This is a genomic window from Halorhabdus sp. CUG00001, assembly GCF_009797925.1.
GTDB lineage: Archaea > Halobacteriota > Halobacteria > Halobacteriales > Haloarculaceae > Halorhabdus.
Genome location: NZ_VOLB01000001.1, coordinates 844,238 through 860,023 on the forward strand (window position 1 = coordinate 844,238; position 15,786 = coordinate 860,023).

At 62.6% G+C, this 15,786-nt stretch carries 20 protein-coding genes and 1 tRNA gene; 13 read left to right on the forward strand and 8 right to left on the reverse strand.

The genetic code is table 11. The features are described from left to right. Window positions 1–57 precede the first annotated feature (57 nt). Window positions 58–627, forward strand: a complete 570-nt coding sequence (gene hpt, locus FR699_RS04195; protein ID WP_154551624.1) for a hypoxanthine/guanine phosphoribosyltransferase — start codon at window positions 58–60, stop codon at window positions 625–627. Between the two features lie 246 nt (window positions 628–873). Here hpt and FR699_RS04200 read toward each other — a convergent pair. The 3 genes from FR699_RS04200 to FR699_RS04210 all read right to left on the reverse strand — a co-directional run bounded on the left by FR699_RS04200 (window position 874) and on the right by FR699_RS04210 (window position 2,266). After that, window positions 874–948, reverse strand: a tRNA-Met gene (locus FR699_RS04200). 53 nt (window positions 949–1,001) lie between these two features. Then, entirely contained in the window at window positions 1,002–1,499 is a 498-nt protein-coding gene (locus tag FR699_RS04205) for a GtrA family protein (RefSeq protein WP_154551623.1), read from the reverse strand. Further along, window positions 1,496–2,266, reverse strand: a complete 771-nt coding sequence (locus FR699_RS04210; RefSeq protein ID WP_154551622.1) for a glycosyltransferase — start codon at window positions 2,264–2,266, stop codon at window positions 1,496–1,498. Before FR699_RS04210 ends, FR699_RS04205 begins: the two co-directional genes overlap by 4 nt. 103 nt (window positions 2,267–2,369) lie before the next feature. Here FR699_RS04210 and FR699_RS04215 point away from each other — a divergent pair, with 103 nt between their 5' ends. Beyond that, window positions 2,370–4,628 (forward strand): DUF2298 domain-containing protein, encoded by a 2,259-nt coding sequence (locus FR699_RS04215; RefSeq protein ID WP_158854288.1) that lies wholly within the window; start codon window positions 2,370–2,372, stop codon window positions 4,626–4,628. Between the two features lie 8 nt (window positions 4,629–4,636). Here the strand turns inward: FR699_RS04215 and FR699_RS04220 are convergent, their stop codons facing one another. Further along, window positions 4,637–4,888 carry an HAH_0734 family protein gene (locus tag FR699_RS04220; protein WP_154551620.1) on the reverse strand — a complete coding sequence of 84 codons (252 nt, stop codon included), beginning with the start codon at window positions 4,886–4,888 and terminating at the stop codon, window positions 4,637–4,639. A gap of 171 nt (window positions 4,889–5,059) precedes the next feature. Between FR699_RS04220 and FR699_RS04225 the strand changes: the two genes are divergently transcribed. From FR699_RS04225 to FR699_RS04245, 5 genes are read left to right on the forward strand one after another with little or no spacing between them, the layout of a single operon-like run. After that, on the forward strand, window positions 5,060–5,341 hold the full coding sequence (locus FR699_RS04225) for a 50S ribosomal protein L44e (protein WP_158854290.1): 282 nt from the start codon (window positions 5,060–5,062) through the stop codon (window positions 5,339–5,341). Between the two features lie 2 nt (window positions 5,342–5,343). Next, window positions 5,344–5,517, forward strand: a complete 174-nt coding sequence (locus FR699_RS04230) for a 30S ribosomal protein S27e (RefSeq protein WP_158854292.1) — start codon at window positions 5,344–5,346, stop codon at window positions 5,515–5,517. After that, window positions 5,514–6,314 (forward strand): translation initiation factor IF-2 subunit alpha, encoded by an 801-nt coding sequence (locus tag FR699_RS04235; RefSeq protein WP_158854294.1) that lies wholly within the window; start codon window positions 5,514–5,516, stop codon window positions 6,312–6,314. Before FR699_RS04230 ends, FR699_RS04235 begins: the two co-directional genes overlap by 4 nt. Further along, complete coding sequence (locus tag FR699_RS04240) at window positions 6,311–6,493, forward strand: RNA-protein complex protein Nop10 (RefSeq protein WP_158854296.1); 183 nt, start codon at window positions 6,311–6,313, stop codon at window positions 6,491–6,493. The genes FR699_RS04235 and FR699_RS04240 overlap by 4 nt, the downstream gene beginning before the upstream one ends. 5 nt (window positions 6,494–6,498) lie before the next feature. Continuing rightward, the gene (locus FR699_RS04245; RefSeq protein WP_154551615.1) at window positions 6,499–7,251 is read left to right on the forward strand and encodes a proteasome assembly chaperone family protein; all 753 of its coding nucleotides are present in this window, start codon (window positions 6,499–6,501) and stop codon (window positions 7,249–7,251) included. Window positions 7,252–7,290: 39 nt separating this feature from the next. On the opposite strand, the gene FR699_RS04250 is transcribed toward FR699_RS04245, so the two are convergent. After that, window positions 7,291–8,466: a pyridoxal-phosphate dependent enzyme gene (locus tag FR699_RS04250; protein ID WP_154551614.1), complete on the reverse strand. Its 1,176-nt coding sequence runs from the start codon at window positions 8,464–8,466 to the stop codon at window positions 7,291–7,293. 105 nt (window positions 8,467–8,571) lie between these two features. Between FR699_RS04250 and FR699_RS04255 the strand changes: the two genes are divergently transcribed. Then, entirely contained in the window at window positions 8,572–9,822 is a 1,251-nt protein-coding gene (locus FR699_RS04255) for an NAD(P)/FAD-dependent oxidoreductase (protein ID WP_158854298.1), read from the forward strand. Window positions 9,823–9,833: 11 nt separating this feature from the next. Here the strand turns inward: FR699_RS04255 and FR699_RS13395 are convergent, their stop codons facing one another. Together FR699_RS13395 and FR699_RS04260 are read right to left on the reverse strand one after the other, a co-directional pair. Then, window positions 9,834–9,956, reverse strand: coding sequence for a hypothetical protein (locus FR699_RS13395; RefSeq protein ID WP_255470250.1), 123 nt, complete (start codon window positions 9,954–9,956; stop codon window positions 9,834–9,836). A 40-nt stretch (window positions 9,957–9,996) separates the two neighbouring features. Beyond that, window positions 9,997–10,683, reverse strand: coding sequence for a metallophosphoesterase (locus FR699_RS04260; protein WP_158854300.1), 687 nt, complete (start codon window positions 10,681–10,683; stop codon window positions 9,997–9,999). A gap of 105 nt (window positions 10,684–10,788) precedes the next feature. Here FR699_RS04260 and FR699_RS04265 point away from each other — a divergent pair, with 105 nt between their 5' ends. The 5 genes from FR699_RS04265 (at window position 10,789) to FR699_RS04280 (ending at window position 13,957) form a co-directional block, all read left to right on the forward strand. Next, complete coding sequence (locus FR699_RS04265; RefSeq protein ID WP_154551611.1) at window positions 10,789–11,553, forward strand: MarR family transcriptional regulator; 765 nt, start codon at window positions 10,789–10,791, stop codon at window positions 11,551–11,553. A 78-nt stretch (window positions 11,554–11,631) separates the two neighbouring features. Continuing rightward, on the forward strand, window positions 11,632–11,778 hold the full coding sequence (locus tag FR699_RS13105; RefSeq protein ID WP_195837631.1) for a hypothetical protein: 147 nt from the start codon (window positions 11,632–11,634) through the stop codon (window positions 11,776–11,778). A 100-nt stretch (window positions 11,779–11,878) separates the two neighbouring features. Next, window positions 11,879–12,928: a diphthamide biosynthesis enzyme Dph2 gene (gene dph2, locus FR699_RS04270; protein WP_158854302.1), complete on the forward strand. Its 1,050-nt coding sequence runs from the start codon at window positions 11,879–11,881 to the stop codon at window positions 12,926–12,928. Between the two features lie 137 nt (window positions 12,929–13,065). After that, complete coding sequence (locus tag FR699_RS04275) at window positions 13,066–13,203, forward strand: hypothetical protein (protein WP_154551609.1); 138 nt, start codon at window positions 13,066–13,068, stop codon at window positions 13,201–13,203. Between the two features lie 130 nt (window positions 13,204–13,333). Further along, window positions 13,334–13,957, forward strand: coding sequence for an METTL5 family protein (locus FR699_RS04280; RefSeq protein ID WP_158854304.1), 624 nt, complete (start codon window positions 13,334–13,336; stop codon window positions 13,955–13,957). A gap of 24 nt (window positions 13,958–13,981) precedes the next feature. On the opposite strand, the gene FR699_RS04285 is transcribed toward FR699_RS04280, so the two are convergent. After that, window positions 13,982–15,712, reverse strand: coding sequence for a rhomboid family intramembrane serine protease (locus FR699_RS04285; RefSeq protein ID WP_158854306.1), 1,731 nt, complete (start codon window positions 15,710–15,712; stop codon window positions 13,982–13,984). Window positions 15,713–15,786: the final 74 nt, after the last annotated feature.

Below are 15,786 nucleotides of genomic sequence, written 5' to 3' on the forward strand. Positions count from 1 at the left end.
TTCGGAAGTCTCGATTGATTACGTGGTACTTTTAATTGCGGGTACAGTATCGCCAGCATGGATCGGCTCAAGCAGTCGTTGCTCGACGCTCCGGTCATCGAGAAAGGAGAGTACCAGTACTTCATCCACCCGATCAGTGATGGCGTCCCGATGCTTCGGCCCGAACTCCTTCGGGAAATCGTCATCCGGATCATCCGGAAGGCCGAACTCGAAGACGTCGACAAGATCGTCACGCCCGCAGCGATGGGCATCCACATCTCGACGGCTGTCTCGCTGATGACTGACATCCCGCTCGTGGTCATCCGCAAGCGCCAATATGGCCTCGAGGGAGAGGTCTCCCTACAGCAGGTCACCGGCTACTCTGAGAGCGAGATGTACGTCAACGACGTCTACGAGGGCGACAAGGTGCTCGTTCTCGACGACGTGCTCTCGACTGGCGGCACGCTCGTCGGCATTACCGGCGCGCTCGAAGAGATCGGTGCCGATATCGTCGACATCGTTGCCGTCATCAAGAAAGTCGGTGGCGAAAACAAGGTTGCAGATTCGGACCTCGACGTCAAGACGCTCATCAACGTCGACGTCGAAGACATGGAAGTCGTCGTCATCGACGAGAACGGCGACGGATAAGACTCCCACCGTTTCGTTCGAAGGGGACCGATCGGTACCTGCACTACCTACCTGAACCGTTAGTCCCGGCCGACTCGCACAGCCTGGACGCAACCCCCCTCGTCGCTCACGATGTTGTGCGGGACAGAAAATAGCGGGCGGTCGATCTGAACTGCCCGAACGGCGGTCGCTTCGCTTTCTCGTCGTCTACTTCAAATCGACTCCATGAAATATTCGTCGCCCACGAGTTTGTGAGCGGCAAAAGTATAGCGGGAGGTAGATTTGAACTACCGATCTGCGGGTTATGAGCCCGCCGGAATCTCCTGGCTATCCCATCCCGCTACCTTTTGGTATTCTCGGTCGAGCATTAAGGGTTGTGATTCGGATGCCGTCCGTTACTTCTTCCCGTGCTCGGCAACCTCCCCGTCACGGTGGACTTGCCAGGTGAACAGGCTCTCGAAAACGTAATTGACGACCATCGCAACGGCGATGGCGATCGGACTCGCAGCGAGGAACCACAGGTCCGTCCCGAAGACGTACAACGTCACTGCGAGATGCTGTGTCAACACCCAGTAGATGCTCAACTGGACGGCGACGCCACCGGACCGAACCAGATGAGATCGCACGAGGCGCCCGAGAAGCGCTCGCGTTCCCGAGGTCCCTTCGGTGGCGAACGTCCAGCGCTCGTTGACCGCGAACATAACGAGGATGGCCGTTTCGATTCCTGCTGCCTTGGCCCACATCTCGGGGACTGCAAAGCCGAGCCCGAGGATGGCCAGGACAGTGTTGTCGCTGATCGCCCCGATCACGCCGACTGAAACGAATTTTCCGAACCGAGCTCCCGAAAGGAGCGATGCGACGTGCCGACCGAATCGCGAATCAGCGTCAGTCATTGACTCTCCCGGTCGATGAGTGCAGTTGCGTCACTTCGCTGTGAGGCGATCATCTGGTGCAGGCGACTGTCTCTGAGCCGCTTGGCGCGATGTCTAGCCGCGAAGACGGCCCCAGCTAGATCGAGCGATGTCCGAACAGGCGAGACTGTCGATCCGGGCTTGTCCTCCCAAGTGATCGGCACTTCCGCGATGCGGAGGTCTAATGCACCAGCGATCGCCACCAGTTCGACATCCCAGGCAAAGCCAGGCTCGAAGAGATGGCCCCGAACGTCTGCCCACGCCGAGGCTGAGAGTGCCTTGGCCCCACACTGGTAATCGTGGAGTTCGGCATCGAGCATTCGACGAGCGAACCACGCGAACCCATCGCCGAGAAAGCGCCGGGCGAACGTCTGATGTGACTGGATAGTGGCTTCAGGATGGCGGCGCGATCCAGCCGCAAGGTCGACCTGATCAGCCGCCACCGGTTCGATGACGGCTGCGAGCGACTCAGCAGGCGTCGACCCGTCGGCGTCGGCGAAGGCGAAGACATCTGTTTCGAGGGCTTCGAACCCCGTGGTGATTGCCGCACCCTTCCCGCGTCGGTACGGGACGGCGTTGACACTGACGTCGAGGGCGTCAAGCTGCTCGATCGTCTCCTCGCGCGGGTCGTCGATCTCGATACGCACAGTCGCGAGATCGACCTCAGAACGGATGGCGGCCACGTACGATTCGAGGGCAGGGACGTCAGGGCGATAGGCCGGCACGACGAGTCCGACGGACCGACTCATTGACTGTGCGTTCACGGGAACGAGTAAAAACAGTTCGAATTCCCGACCACACTCGGCGGGGACTTCACAAGACGTTTAGGGAACTTCCTCGTTGTCGCGTGTGATGGAATTCGGGTCCGTCGTCGTCTGGCTGGTCGCCTATCTGGGACTGCTCGCTATCGGTATGTCGATCACTGGTGCGGTGTTGTCGCGCCTCGACGATCGCGGTGCCGGCGTTGCGATCCCAGCGGCGATTGCGATCGTCTGGATCGTGACCTACGTACTCGGGCGTGTGTCGATCGACACTGGGCTGTTGGCTGGGATCGCCGTGTTGGGTGGGCTCGCTATCGTCGCCCGTCTGCGTGGCTCCGAGATCGACCGCTCGATATATCTCGAAACGGCGGCTGTGTTCACCGTCGCATTTCTGTTCATGGTGGCGGTCAGAGCAGTCGACCCAGCCGTTCATCCCGGCGGTGGCGAGAAGTTCCTGGATTTCGGGCTACTCCAGTCGCTGCTGCGGGCGAACACGCTCCCACCGGAAGACATGTGGTTCGCAGGCGAGTCGGTGCAGTACTACTACGGCGGGCATCTGGTGGCGTCGTTGCTGGCGCGGCTGACCAACACCTCGGCGCGATTTGCATACAATCTCGCACACGCGGGCTTCTACGCGATGGTGGTCACGGCAGCCTACGGACTGGCGAAGTCTATCGCTGCACATCGGGGCTACCCCGCACGTCTCGCCGGCGGCGCGTCGGCGTTTTTCGTCGGCTTTGCGAGTAACCTGCTCGTTCCCGCGAAGCTGATCCTCCTGGTATTGCCAGGAGCGATCTCGGAGGCGGTCGCTGGGATACTCGGGTTCGAACTGCGGGGCGTGGCGATCAGTCTCAGCGAGTTCAACTACTGGACGGCGAGTCGCATCATCCCAGGGACGATCAACGAGTTCCCGCTGTTCGGCTGGCTCAACGGCGACATGCACGCCCACATGATGAGTACGCCCTTCCTGTTGCTGGGCGCGACGATACTGTACGGCTACTACCGGACGCCCGCCGAGTACCGGGGTCGCCGGCTCGGACTACTCGGAGCGCTTGGGCCACTGGCAGCGATGCTCGCCGTCGTGAACACGTGGTCGTTCCCCTCGATCGGCGGCTTGACTGTGCTGACAGTTGCCCTCGCGCCGGCCAGCCCGACGTCGTTGCTCCCCACACGGGCGAAGAAGCTGACCGACGCCGGTGGCTGGGTCCGAGATGAACTCGCTCGACACACCCTCGCGGTCATCACCGGCGTCGGCGTGCTGGCGATCGGGGGCGTGGTATCCCTGCCCTTCTGGCTACAGGCAGCCAGTGGCCAGCGCGGGATCGGCTGGCTCCCGGAGCGCAGTGGGCTGGGCGTCCTCGTGATCGTCCACGGGGCGTTCCTGGCAGTTTTCGCGCTGTATTACGCTCGCTACGCGAGACCACAGCTCCGTCGACCGCTCCGGGCAGTAGGGCTGGTGGGCATGATTGTCATCCTCTCGTTGGTCGTCGATGCTGCAGCCGTCGCGCTGTTCGTGCCCCTGCTGATCGTCGGGTGGCTACTCAGACGACTCGGCGAGTACGACGAGTTGCCGACGCCCGGATTCGAGACGGTCCTGATTCTCGGTGGGATCGGGCTGGCGCTGCTCGTCGAATTCGTCTACGTCAAAGAACAGGCCGGGCCGGGCCGAATGAACACCGTCTTCAAGACCTACATGCAGATCTGGGTACTCCTGGCGACGGCCATGGGAGTTGCACTGGTCGGGCTGTTCGCCGATCGGCGCCCATCACTTGGCTTCGATGGACCGCGTTGGCGACGTGGTTTCAGCGTCCTGGCGGCCATCTTGTTGGTGTCGACATCGATATACGGTGGCCTGGCTATGGCGAACCACTTCCGGGCGGATGGTGGGTACGCCCAGACTGACGACCCGACACTCGACGCGCTCGCGTTCGCCGAAACGTACCATCCCGACGAGTACGACGCGATCCAGTGGATAGATGAGAACGTCGAGGGGCAGCCGAACATGGTTACGAAGCCCGGAACAAATATCTACCAGTGGGTCAACGCACCGTCGAGCCTGACCGGTGTGCCGACGCTCGCGGGCTGGGTCCACGAGGTCGGCTATCGCGGGACTGACGCCTACTGGGATCGGGTCGGCGACGTCGAAACGATATTCACTGGTCCGCCCGCCCGCCAGCGGTCACTCCTCGCGGCCTACGACGTCGAGCTGATCTACGTCGGTCCGCTCGAACGTGAAGCGTACCCCGACACGACGATCCAGGAGTTGGATGCAGTCACCGTCGAAGAGCGGTTCGGAGACGTGACGCTCTATCGGGTCGATCAGGCAGCGCTGGACGGATCGCCGTCGTAAAACGAGACTCAGGCCGCTTCGAGGACCGTGATCGCCTCGGCGTCGGTACTTTCGGTCGCTAAGTGCATCGGGATGAAATTCCGCAGTTCGAAGTCCTCTTGTTCGTCTTCCGTGCCGATCGTACACCACAGTTGTGGGCGATCCGGCCCGTGCCAGTCACCCTGGCGAGTGATCCCGAAACAGACGTACTGCTCGCCGTCGTATTCGATAGTTGCACCCTTTCGGATCCCGGGATCGCCACGGACGATAAGTCGCATCATACAGTTGGCCGGACTTCGCCCATGACAGCATTAAGCGCTTCGGAGGCCACAATGTGGCCAGAGCAATGGGACGGATCTGGTGTGTGAACGGCCCACGTCCCACGGCTGTGGCGCTTCGGAACCAAACGGGTTTTAAGCGGGGCTGACCAATCCACCCGCAAGGTCGATATCATGGAGATGCCACGCCGGTTTAACACCTATTGTCCCAACTGCAACGAACACCACGAACACGAGGTTGAGAAAGTCCGTCAGGGCCGGGCCACGGGAATGACGAAAGTCAACGGTCGACAGCGCGAGCGCCAATCGGGTATCGGGAACAGCGGCAAATTCTCGAAGGTCCCCGGTGGCGACAAGCCGACCAAAAAGACCAACCTGACCTACCGCTGCTCGGAGTGTGGCAACGCCCACCTTCGTGAGGGATGGCGCGCCGGTCGACTGGAGTTCCAGGAGTAACTATGGCCGGGAGCTTCTACAACGTCCGCTGTCCGGACTGTGAGAACGAACAGATCGTCTTCGGTAAGGCCGCAAGCGAGATCGCGTGTGCGGTTTGTGGACACACGCTGGTCCGCCCGACTGGTGGCAAGGCTGCAATCGAAGGCGACGTGATCGAAGCCGTCGAGCAACGATGAAGTTCAGTGGCTGGCCCGATCCAGGCGAACTCGTCGTCGGTCGCGTCGACGAGATCGAGGACTTCGGTGTCTTTGTCGACCTCCAGGAGTATGACGACAAGCGCGGGCTGGCCCACATCAGCGAGGTCGCCTCCGGATGGATCAAAAACGTTCGCGACCACGTCAACGAAGGCCAGACAGTCGTCGCGAAGGTCCTCGATGTCGATCGGGACGCCCAGCAGATCGATCTCTCGATCAAGGACGTCAACGATCACCAGCGCAAAGAGAAGATCCAGGAGTGGAAAAACGAACAGAAGGCAGACAACTGGATGACAATCGCCTTCGGCGAGGACATCGAAGACGACACGTACGGTGCCATCGCCGAGGAACTCCTCTCTGGGTTCGGCTCGATGTACGACGGCTTCGAGCAGGCCGCCATCCACGGCACGGAAGCGCTCGAAGACACCGACCTCGACGAGGGAGATATCGAAGCGATCGTCCAGACGGCTCGCGAGAACGTCTCGGTGCCGTACGTCAAAGTCACCGGCTACGTCGACCTGACCTGTCCTGACAAAGACGGCGTCGATGGAGTCAAAGAGGCCTTGCAGGCGGCCGAAGGGGACGGAGACGTGTCCGAGGAGATCGACCTCGACGTGACCTACGTCGGTGCGCCCGAGTACCGCATCGAGGTCCAGGCCCCGGACTACAAGACCGCCGAGACGGCCCTCGAAGACAGCGCACAGCGGGCCGCCGACACGATCGCCGACTACGGTGGCACCGGCCACTTCCACCGCGAGCGCAATACCGACGAGGAATGAAAGCCGACATCCGGGTGTGTGCGGCCTGGGGCGACCGCCACGAACGCCCGGTGTACACGCTGGCCGATTCCTGCCCCGAATGTGGAGCACCGACCGAAAACACTGCTCCTGCACCCTTCTCTCCGGAAGATCCGTACGGCGAGTATCGACGCGCACTTAAGCGCGCCAATCGGGAATAGACCGTATGGACGAGTACGAAATCGAGACACTCGAAGCGGTAGATCTGGAGTCGCCGGTGCTGATCGAAGGGCTACCCGGCGTCGGCCACGTCGGGAAACTCGCGGTCGAACACTTGCTCGAAGAACTCGATAGCACGCCGGTCCGGCGGGTTTACTCTCAGCACTTTCCCCCACAGGTGACCATCGACGACGGGATCGAACTCGCAAGTGCCGAATTTCACGCCATCTCGCCGGAAGATGGACAGGATATGCTCGTCCTCTCGGGGGACCACCAGGCGCAGGATAACGTGGGTCACTACGGCCTCGTCGAGGCGTTTCTGGACGTGGGGGCTGCGTTTGGCGTCGAGCGCATCTTCGCGTTGGGCGGCGTCCCAACCGGCGAACTCATCGAGGAGTACGACGTGATCGGTGCCGCGACGACAGACGGCCTGACGGACGAACTCGAAGACGTTGGGGTCGAGTTCCGCGAGAACGAACCAGCCGGCGGCATCGTCGGCGTGTCCGGGCTCTTGCTCGGGCTCGGACAGCGCCGTGACCTGCCTGCAGCCTGTCTCATGGGTGAGACATCCGGGTATCTCGTCGATCCGAAAAGCGCCCAGGCAGTTCTAGAAGTGCTGCAGGACGTACTCGGCTTCGAGGTCGACTACGGATCGCTCGAAGAACGTGCAGACGAGATGGAAGATGTCGTCCGGAAGATCCAAGAGATGGAAGGCAACGCCTCGGCTCCGGCCGAGGAAGATCTCCGATACATTGGGTAATTCGACGGGAAAGACGTGCTGTGCGGTCGTATCGATCACTCACACGCCGCGACTCATCAAATGGCTTCGCAGGAGATCGCTCTCCCCAGCAGCGGCAAGTGGGTCGATGACCACCACGGACTCGTCTTGTGTGACTGCACCGCGATCAATCAGTGCCTCGAGGCCAGCGAGTGCGACGCCGCCCGTGGCACTGCACTCGATGCCGGCCGAAGCGTTCGCATCGACAGCCGCCGCGAGGGCATCCTCGTCCGAGACAGTCGCCGCCCCGCCTCCAGATTCACTGATGGCAGTTACCGCGCTCGCTCCACGGACCGGATCGGGAATTTCGAGGGGCCCGATGACAGTGTCTGGGGCGTCGGTCGAGTCGATCGCTGTCGCTGCCTGGCAGGCGTCAGCGATGGGTGGACACCCCTCGGGCTGGATCGCGTACAGTCGTGGGAGAGAGCCGACGTATCCGGCCTCGCTGGCCGCTTTCAGGCCGGCTTGCATGCCAGCCACTCGCTGGCCGTGACTGACAGGGACGACGATCGCGTCGGGGGCCGTCCAGTCGAGACCAGCCAGCCCGTCCCAGGCGAGTGTCGCCGCCCCGAGCCGGCGGAACGGCGAGCCTGGACCGACGGGAAAGCCAGTCGCCTCGTCATCGACGAAGGCCGTCTCGGCGTCGCTGTACCGGCCTTCGACGACCGAGAGTTCGCCGCCGTGGACGTTCGTCATCGCCTTGTTGAGAAACGGCGTCCGGGAGGGGACGTAGGCCAGTGACTCGATATTTGCCCGGCCAGCGTATGCGGCTGCTGACTGTGCAGCGTGGCCCGTCGAAGGGAGGACGATGCGATCAGCACCGCGCGCCACAGCCGTCGCGACGGCAGTCGCCATCTCTCTGTCCACAGCGCTACCGGTCGGATTGCGCCCCTCGTCGACGACGGCGAGGGAATCGACACCGTACGTGGTTTCGAGCGTGGGACAGCCGATCGGATTGCCACCACCAACGCCCATCGCCAGTTCGGAGAGATCCACGTCGAGGCTGTTCGAGTAGCGGGCAATGCCTGACCCGGGGGCGCTTGACAACGCCGTGGGGTCGGCAGGTAGCGCGTCCGGATCGAACGTAACGCGGACGGTCCCGCCACAGTCCGGGCAAGGCCCCGTCACGTCCGCTGGCGGCACGATCGAATCGCACTCGACACAGCAAAACTGAACTGGGGTGGCCGCGGCGTCCATAGCCACAGTATCGGGCGTCGCCGACAAGTGTCGTCCGGTCGAGCGCGAGTGGTACCGGGCCAACCCGGCCGTGGAATTTTGCCGACTGAGATCGTACGGTATTGTATGATAGACGTGCTCGTCGCTGGTGGTGGTCTCGCGGGGCTGGTTGCAGCGAGTCGACTGGCAGAGACAGGACAGGACGTGACCGTCTTCGAAGCCAAAGAGACTATCGGCGGTCGTGTCCGGACCGAGCACGCCGACGGGTACACGTTCGATCGCGGGTTCCAGGTCGTCTTCGACAGCTATCCGGCCGTCAGGCGCGAGCTCGACCTCGGGGCGCTCGATCTACGGCGGTTCGGGCCTGGGGCGACGATCGGGAAACCTGGCGAACGATCGGTGCTCGCTGATCCGCTCCGGGACCCGAAGACACTGACCCAGACACTGTTCAACCGCGACGTGCGCCTCGGGGACAAATTACGAGTACTCCGTCTCCGGCGGGAGCTGGCACACAGAGACGTCGAGACGATCCTCGATCCGAACCGACCCGACCAGACGATCGAGTCGTTTCTGGCTGAGCGGGGCTTCTCCCGGCTGTTCATCGAGCGATTCGCTGGGCCGTTCTACGGCGGGATCACCCTGGACCGGTCGCTGTCGACTGACGCTCGCGTGTTCGAATACACGTTCAAGATGCTCACAGCAGGCGCGGCAGCAATTCCGGCCGATGGCATGCAAGCGATCCCCGAGCAACTCGCCGACCGGGCCCGGAATGCCGGCGCACGTATCGAAACCGGCAGATCCGTCGACGCGATCGACGACGGCGGCACCGTCACGGTCGACGGTGAGACGGTCGATAGCGACGGTGTTGTCGTCGCAACGGACCCACAGACGGCTACGGAACTGACTGGCGTCGAGACGCCTTCCGGGACCCGCGGCTGTGCGACGGTGTACGTGAGTCTTCCCACCGAAACGCCCCTGGATACGGGGACTCGACTGCTGTTGAACGCTGTTGAGGGCCAGCCAAACCAGCTAGCCCAACTGTCGGCCGTCGCCCCCGAGTACGCGCCCGACGGCGAGCAGTTGCTCGCGGCGACGTTCCTCGGGGAACCCGAAGAAGACGACGCAAAACTCGTCAGAGACGTCCGCGAAACGCTGGAATCGTGGTATCCAGAACGGTCGCTGTCGGGCTTGGAGCACCGTCGCACCGAGCGGGTTCCGTTCGCGCAGTTCGACCAGCCGCCCGGGTTTCTGGAGACGACCCCGGAGCCGACTGCGCCCGACGGGCCGGTGGTGCTTGCGGGCGATTACACCCGCTGGTGTTCGATTCAGGGCGCACTCGAAAGCGGGCGAATTGCGGCCGAGGTGCTCACCGAGTGAGCAATCGAGGACTAGTGGCCAGCAGTGCTTTCGGGCTCTTCAGCGAGTGTTTTCGGGACGAGCCACCGCGTTAGCGCGACCAAGATGCCGATGGCGAGCAGCGATCCCAGGAGGATGATGACAGCAGCTTCCATAGATGGACCTACCACGCCCCGGCCAAAAACCGTTGCCCTGTCAGAGGAGCCCACGCAGCGAGCCAAGCGGGGGAAACGAGAGCGTTTCTCCGGCGGTATCGTCCCGGACGATCGGTCGGAATGTGTCGACGTTTTCGATCAGCGGTGAGTGAAACCCATCGGCGCCGATGTGGTTGATCGTCACTCCAGCGACGAGTTCGTTGAACGCTGGCAAAACCAACACATCGGCATCGCGATACACATCGGTACCGTGGAGGTAACACGGTCGCTTCTGGCCCTCGATTTCGATCGCTGGATGATCGTGCCCGATCACGTACCGGTCGGCATCGGTCTCCGGCGGTTCGTGACCGTGGCAGACGACCGTTTGTCCGTCCGAAAGCGCGTATTCCTCGGGAGATGGCCCGTCACGGACAGCATCGAGCAGGACGTCGTGATTCCCCGGCGTCACGACCAACCGGCACCCGTGATCGGTCACGACATCACGGAGTTGCTTGTAGGAAGCCACAACGTCTGGCGGGAGTGAATCGAACGCATGTAAGAGATCGCCGGCGACGACCACCTCGGAGACGGAGTGGTCTTCGATGAGTCCAGAGAGACGCTCACGGAGCGATCGCTCCGAGCCGACCGATAGCTCGACCGTCGAGGAGCGCTCGCGGCCCAGGTGGAGATCAGCGACGACCAGCGCCTCTCCGAGGACTACACCGCGATCTCGAAGCGTCAGGTCCATTGTCCCTCCCTGCGGGAGTGACGGCTATCAACGTGTCGCCGCCGGCTGGCAATTTCGTCGCCGTGGGTCCCGGGGTTTATCACCCAGCGCACCGACCAATCGGGCATGATAGACGTCCTCGACAACAAGCGGGCGGCGACCCGCTTTCGGATCCTGGTGGAGATCGCCGAACGCCAGCCGGCGGTGAGTCAAGGTGAGATCGCCCAGGCGGTCGGCGTCACGAGCCAGGCCGTCAGCGAGTACATTCGTGAACTCGTCGAGGATGGGTTCGTCGAGAAAGAGGGACGCTCACGATATCGCGTCACGAACGAGGGCGTCGACTGGCTGTTCTCCGCAGCGACGGACGTCCGTCGGTTCGCCGATCACGTGACCGAAGACGTCCTTGGCAGTGTCCAGGAAGACGCAGCCCTCGCCGTCGAACCCATCGTGGAAGGCCAGTCCGTGGCCCTGTTCATGAAGACGGGCTTACTCCGGGCTCGCCCGGGCGAAGACGGTGCGACGGGGGTCGCGACGACCGATGCCGACGCGGGAGAAGTCGTCGGCGTCACCGGATTCGAAGGCGTCATCGAACTGCAACCCGGCGAGGTCGATATTCTCCAGGTGCCGCCCGTCAGGTCCGACGAGACGCCGGATCTCGATCGATTGCAGACAGCGGCCCACGACGCGGATCTCGTTACAGCGGCCGGGGTCGAAGCTGTCGGTGCACTCAAAGAAGCCGAGATCACCCCGACGACACACTTCGCGGCGGGTGAAGTCGCTGCCGACGCAGCGAGCAGAGGGTTGAGCGTGGTCGTCGTGGCAACGACCGACGTCGTCGGACGCGTCACTGACGCACTCCGGGATAGCGACGTCTCTTATACGGTTCGATAACGATTGAGTGTGGTGACTGGAGACTCACCGTCTTGTCGTTCCGGAACGCTCAGGGGCATGCCCATCGAAAGCCGAGATATGACCGATGTAGACACGGCGGTCGAAACGTTCCTCGAACAGTCCGAAACAGCCCTCGACCAGTACGAACAGGGCTATTCCGACGCGGATGCGACGATCCGCGTCCTCGAATCACATATCGAGACGTTGCGCGAGCACGTCGAGTAACTGTCACACAGGGTGGCCACGAGAGACGCTACCGTGGCGGAAACCGGCAGCTGTGCCGGGAGCGCCGTCGTTTTACGCACTGGTCCGTTAGGCGCGTTCAATGAGTCACGAAAGCGAGCAGTCTGCGGGCGATCTGACTGAAACGGGGATGGCACTCAAACACGATCGTGAGTGGGACTACGAACTCGATCGGATCAGCGAGGCTGTCGATGAACGAAACGCTAACACGGTTGGCCTGCAGTTCCCCGAGGGACTCAAACGCCGGGGGCCGGCTGTCGCAGACGACCTTCGACAGGCCCTGCCCGAGGACGTGTCAGTGATGCTCTCGGGCGAGCCGTGTTACGGGGCCTGTGACCTCGACACGGAGTTGATGCGTCACAGTGACGTGTTCGTTCACTTCGGCCACAGCCCGATGAACGAGTCAGAACAGATCATCTACGTCCCGCTGTTCTCGAATGTCGACGTATTCCCGATCATGGAGGAAGCACTCGCTGAGTTCGAGGACCCCGACGACGACCCTGACATCGGACTCGTCACGACCGCCCAACACATGAACAAGTTCGACGAGATGCGGGCGTTCCTCGAAGACGAAGGATACACTGTGCACGTCCGCCGGGGCGACGAGCGCCTGACCCACGAGGGGCAAGTCCTTGGGTGCAACTACGCCTCTGCGGACGTCGATGCCGACCAGATGCTCTACGTCGGCGGTGGGAAGTTCCACCCGATGGGCCTGGCGATGGACCAGCCCGAGAAACACGTCGTGATCGCCGATCCCGTCAACAACGTCGTCGACATCGCCGACGCCGACGCGTTCATCAAACAACGCTACGGAGCCGTCCATCGCGCGATGGACGCCGAAACGTGGGGCGTCATCTACTGTACGAAGATCGGCCAGGGCCGGTTCGAACGCGCCCGCGAGATCGTCGCCGAAAACGACGATGCCTATCTGCTCACGATGAACAACGTCACGCCCGACAAACTCACGAACTTCGGGTTAGACGCCTACGTCAACACGGGCTGTCCGCGGATTACGACCGACGACGGTCCCCAGTTCGACCAGCCGATGCTCACACCGGGCGAATACGAGATCGCGATCGGCGAGAAACCCCTCGACCAGTTGGAGTTCGACACCTTCCACGGCACCTGGTAAGACAGCGACATCTTCGACTGTCGCTGTGATCGGGGCTCTACTCAATTGTACCGGAAATATTATCCTGTATCACGTTTTATCATCAAAATGTAGTCGGCGTCGTTGCGAGCGGCGCCGCTCTCCCGGAGGCAAGAACAATGGCAACCTGGTACTGCATGGACTGCTCGGAGTACATCGACGAGCGCATGGCGTCGTGGCACGAATCGCAGGATCACAAGGTGATCGGCTATCGATCACCGAAGTCGATGGAAGACCGGCACCTCTGGAGTAGTTGAGCGGGGACGACACGGTTTGGCGGTGAGGCGAGAAGCGGCGGCTGGTCGGTCCGTATCGCCGTTCCGTCGAAGCTTTTTCCCAGTCTCGACTCCAGATGTCAGAAAGACGCATCCCCGCGTCGGCACATCGATGAGTACGAAACGCGAACTCGCGGCCAAACTCGGTGTCGTCGTCGGCTTCGACGACCCGACGGCCGACCTCGAACAGTATCGTACGCCGCCCGCAGTGGCGTCACATCTGGTCCATCTAGCGGATCTGAACGGCGATCTCGACGGCCAGTGGGTCGTCGATCTCGGCTGCGGGACGGGCATGCTCGCGCTCGGTACCGCTCTTTGCGGGCCAGAACGCGTCGTCGGTGTCGACCTCGATCCCGATGCACTCACGACGGCAGCCGGGAACCGCCAACGCGTCGGGACGACCACAGCTGTCTCCTGGATCCAGGCCGACGCCACCGGCCACGCGGTGTGTCCCGACGAGCCGGTGACGGTGCTCATGAATCCACCGTTTGGCGCCCAAAACGGGAACGAACACGCCGACCGGGCATTTTTGGAGACGGCTGCCGACATCGCCGCGGTGTCGTACTCGATTCACAACAGCGGCAGTGCCGAGTTCGTCGAATCGTTCGCGGCGGACCACGGCGGCAATGTGACGGCTGCCTACCGGTCGTCGTTTACCCTCCCTCGACAGTTCGAGTTCCACGAGGCCGACAGCCGCGAGATCGACGTCGAACTGTTCCGCATCGAGTGGGCCTGAACGGACGCATTCGAGCAGTCGCAGTTATCGCCGTCGTGTCGGTGGAATGCGTCGCTGGGCAATCCGCAGCGTGGTGCCATCGGCCGACGCATAGAGGTTCTGTTCTGTGCGCGCGAACGTGATACCGCCGACGGTCACGTTCGCCCCACTGTCGGGAAACCCGCCGACGCCAAGCGTCTGATTGCCCCGCCTGACGACTACCTCGAACCCGTCAGTCCCGGAACGGATCGCGACGGTACGGTTGTCGAGGATGACGTCGGCGACCGCGGGCGAAGCCGTGTGGACCAGCGTTGGTTCGTGCCCTTCCGGACGGAGAAACACCTGGTAGGTAGTGTCTCCGCCCAGAGCGTCCCACCCCGACCGGTAGGCATAGACTGGCCGTCGCCACCCGACGCCGCCGACTAGAACACGAGCGCTGCCCCGCGATTCGAGGTTGCTCTCGCTGATGACCTGGTGCCACAGCCGCCGCTGGTCACTGTAGACTACGACGCCACTCGTTTGAACGTCCGTCACTTGATCGAGCAACGGCAAGTCGACGACGGCGATTTGCTCGTTAGTGACGTTCTGTACGTAGGCGATCTCGTAGTCGCGGACTTCGATGCTATCGTCCGGGAAGTCCGCACCCGTAGGTGCCGAGAGGTTGATCACGACGCCGATCATCGACATCGAAACGAGGGCGAACAAGATCGTCCCGACCGCGATCTGGCGGGCCGATGGCACGGAGCGAGCAAAGCGCCCGAGGGAGGGGGCAACGAGTCGATCCGATGGCGAGCGGTCCCGGCCCGCGACGACGAGCACGATCAACCCGGCAAGGACAAACAGCAACACCGTCCCGAGCGTCCGAAAGCGGATATACTGGCTATTCCCGAGGTACCAAAAGATGCTCCAGAGCCCGTTAGCCACGGTGTAGATCATCGCTCCGAGCCAGATGCGGCCCGGACTCGCCGACCGGCGACGCCGATGGAGGATCGCGGCCCCGATCAACACGCCGATGAGAAAGCCAAACGCATGGCCCTGGATGGCGGTGCCCGCGAACCCGACGCCCGAATAGCCCACGTTCGGTTGGGCGATCTGGAGTGGATCGTTGAACGCGCTGAGGAGGTGCCACAGCCTTGGCCAGGCGACGATACCGACGAGTGTCGTGATGGGATAGAAGACCAGCGCGATCCCGGCTAACAGATAGACGACACCGGAAAAACCGATGAGCGGACCCCAGGACAGAGCCGCCGTCAGGAATCCCGCGACGATGATCCCACCGAAGACGACACCGATCCTGACGTAGGGATTGTCACGCCACGACGTGAACGATTGCTCGCCGCGGGCCGTCGGATAATGACTCCAGCCGTATTCGGCGATCGAACCGAAGACGAGTCCCGAAAAGAGATTCCCGAGCAAGTGCCCCCAATCGAGGTGGGCAAAGCCAGCCAGTGCCACGCCCAGCGGGTGGGCATAAGAGGTGGCACGGAACGGGAGGTTGACGGGATCGAACCGGTGGGCCAGCCCACCCTGGACGAAAAAGTAGACGCCCAAAACCACGCACAACCCCAGCACTGTCCCCCACGGGACGCCGAGGACGAACCGAGATCGAAGTCGCTGCCCCCAGCGACCACCCGGCTGGGCGACGCGATAGAGCACGCCCAGAGAGAACACCATACTTCCGAGCAACAACGCTTGCCACACCTGCAGCGGAATGCTCTCTGCCAGCGCTCGGACGTCGAGGGCACCGGGAGCGACGACGGCCGACAACGCAAACATGGGCGAGCCAACGGGCCAGGCCGATAAATCAGTGACGCCGGGTCGGGGACACACAGCGTGGCCCTCGCGACGAC

Coding starts and splice junctions, on each gene's coding strand:
- hpt (WP_154551624.1), top strand. CDS start 58: ATGGATCGGCTCAAGCAGTCGTTGCTCGACGCTCCGGTCATCGAGAAA.
- FR699_RS04205 (WP_154551623.1), bottom strand. CDS start 1,499: ATGACTGACGCTGATTCGCGATTCGGTCGGCACGTCGCATCGCTCCTT.
- FR699_RS04210 (WP_154551622.1), bottom strand. CDS start 2,266: ATGAGTCGGTCCGTCGGACTCGTCGTGCCGGCCTATCGCCCTGACGTC.
- FR699_RS04215 (WP_158854288.1), top strand. CDS start 2,370: ATGGAATTCGGGTCCGTCGTCGTCTGGCTGGTCGCCTATCTGGGACTG.
- FR699_RS04220 (WP_154551620.1), bottom strand. CDS start 4,888: ATGATGCGACTTATCGTCCGTGGCGATCCCGGGATCCGAAAGGGTGCA.
- FR699_RS04225 (WP_158854290.1), top strand. CDS start 5,060: ATGGAGATGCCACGCCGGTTTAACACCTATTGTCCCAACTGCAACGAA.
- FR699_RS04230 (WP_158854292.1), top strand. CDS start 5,344: ATGGCCGGGAGCTTCTACAACGTCCGCTGTCCGGACTGTGAGAACGAA.
- FR699_RS04235 (WP_158854294.1), top strand. CDS start 5,514: ATGAAGTTCAGTGGCTGGCCCGATCCAGGCGAACTCGTCGTCGGTCGC.
- FR699_RS04240 (WP_158854296.1), top strand. CDS start 6,311: ATGAAAGCCGACATCCGGGTGTGTGCGGCCTGGGGCGACCGCCACGAA.
- FR699_RS04245 (WP_154551615.1), top strand. CDS start 6,499: ATGGACGAGTACGAAATCGAGACACTCGAAGCGGTAGATCTGGAGTCG.
- FR699_RS04250 (WP_154551614.1), bottom strand. CDS start 8,466: ATGGACGCCGCGGCCACCCCAGTTCAGTTTTGCTGTGTCGAGTGCGAT.
- FR699_RS04255 (WP_158854298.1), top strand. CDS start 8,572: ATGATAGACGTGCTCGTCGCTGGTGGTGGTCTCGCGGGGCTGGTTGCA.
- FR699_RS13395 (WP_255470250.1), bottom strand. CDS start 9,956: ATGGAAGCTGCTGTCATCATCCTCCTGGGATCGCTGCTCGCCATCGGC.
- FR699_RS04260 (WP_158854300.1), bottom strand. CDS start 10,683: ATGGACCTGACGCTTCGAGATCGCGGTGTAGTCCTCGGAGAGGCGCTG.
- FR699_RS04265 (WP_154551611.1), top strand. CDS start 10,789: ATGATAGACGTCCTCGACAACAAGCGGGCGGCGACCCGCTTTCGGATC.
- FR699_RS13105 (WP_195837631.1), top strand. CDS start 11,632: ATGACCGATGTAGACACGGCGGTCGAAACGTTCCTCGAACAGTCCGAA.
- dph2 (WP_158854302.1), top strand. CDS start 11,879: ATGAGTCACGAAAGCGAGCAGTCTGCGGGCGATCTGACTGAAACGGGG.
- FR699_RS04275 (WP_154551609.1), top strand. CDS start 13,066: ATGGCAACCTGGTACTGCATGGACTGCTCGGAGTACATCGACGAGCGC.
- FR699_RS04280 (WP_158854304.1), top strand. CDS start 13,334: ATGAGTACGAAACGCGAACTCGCGGCCAAACTCGGTGTCGTCGTCGGC.
- FR699_RS04285 (WP_158854306.1), bottom strand. CDS start 15,712: ATGTTTGCGTTGTCGGCCGTCGTCGCTCCCGGTGCCCTCGACGTCCGA.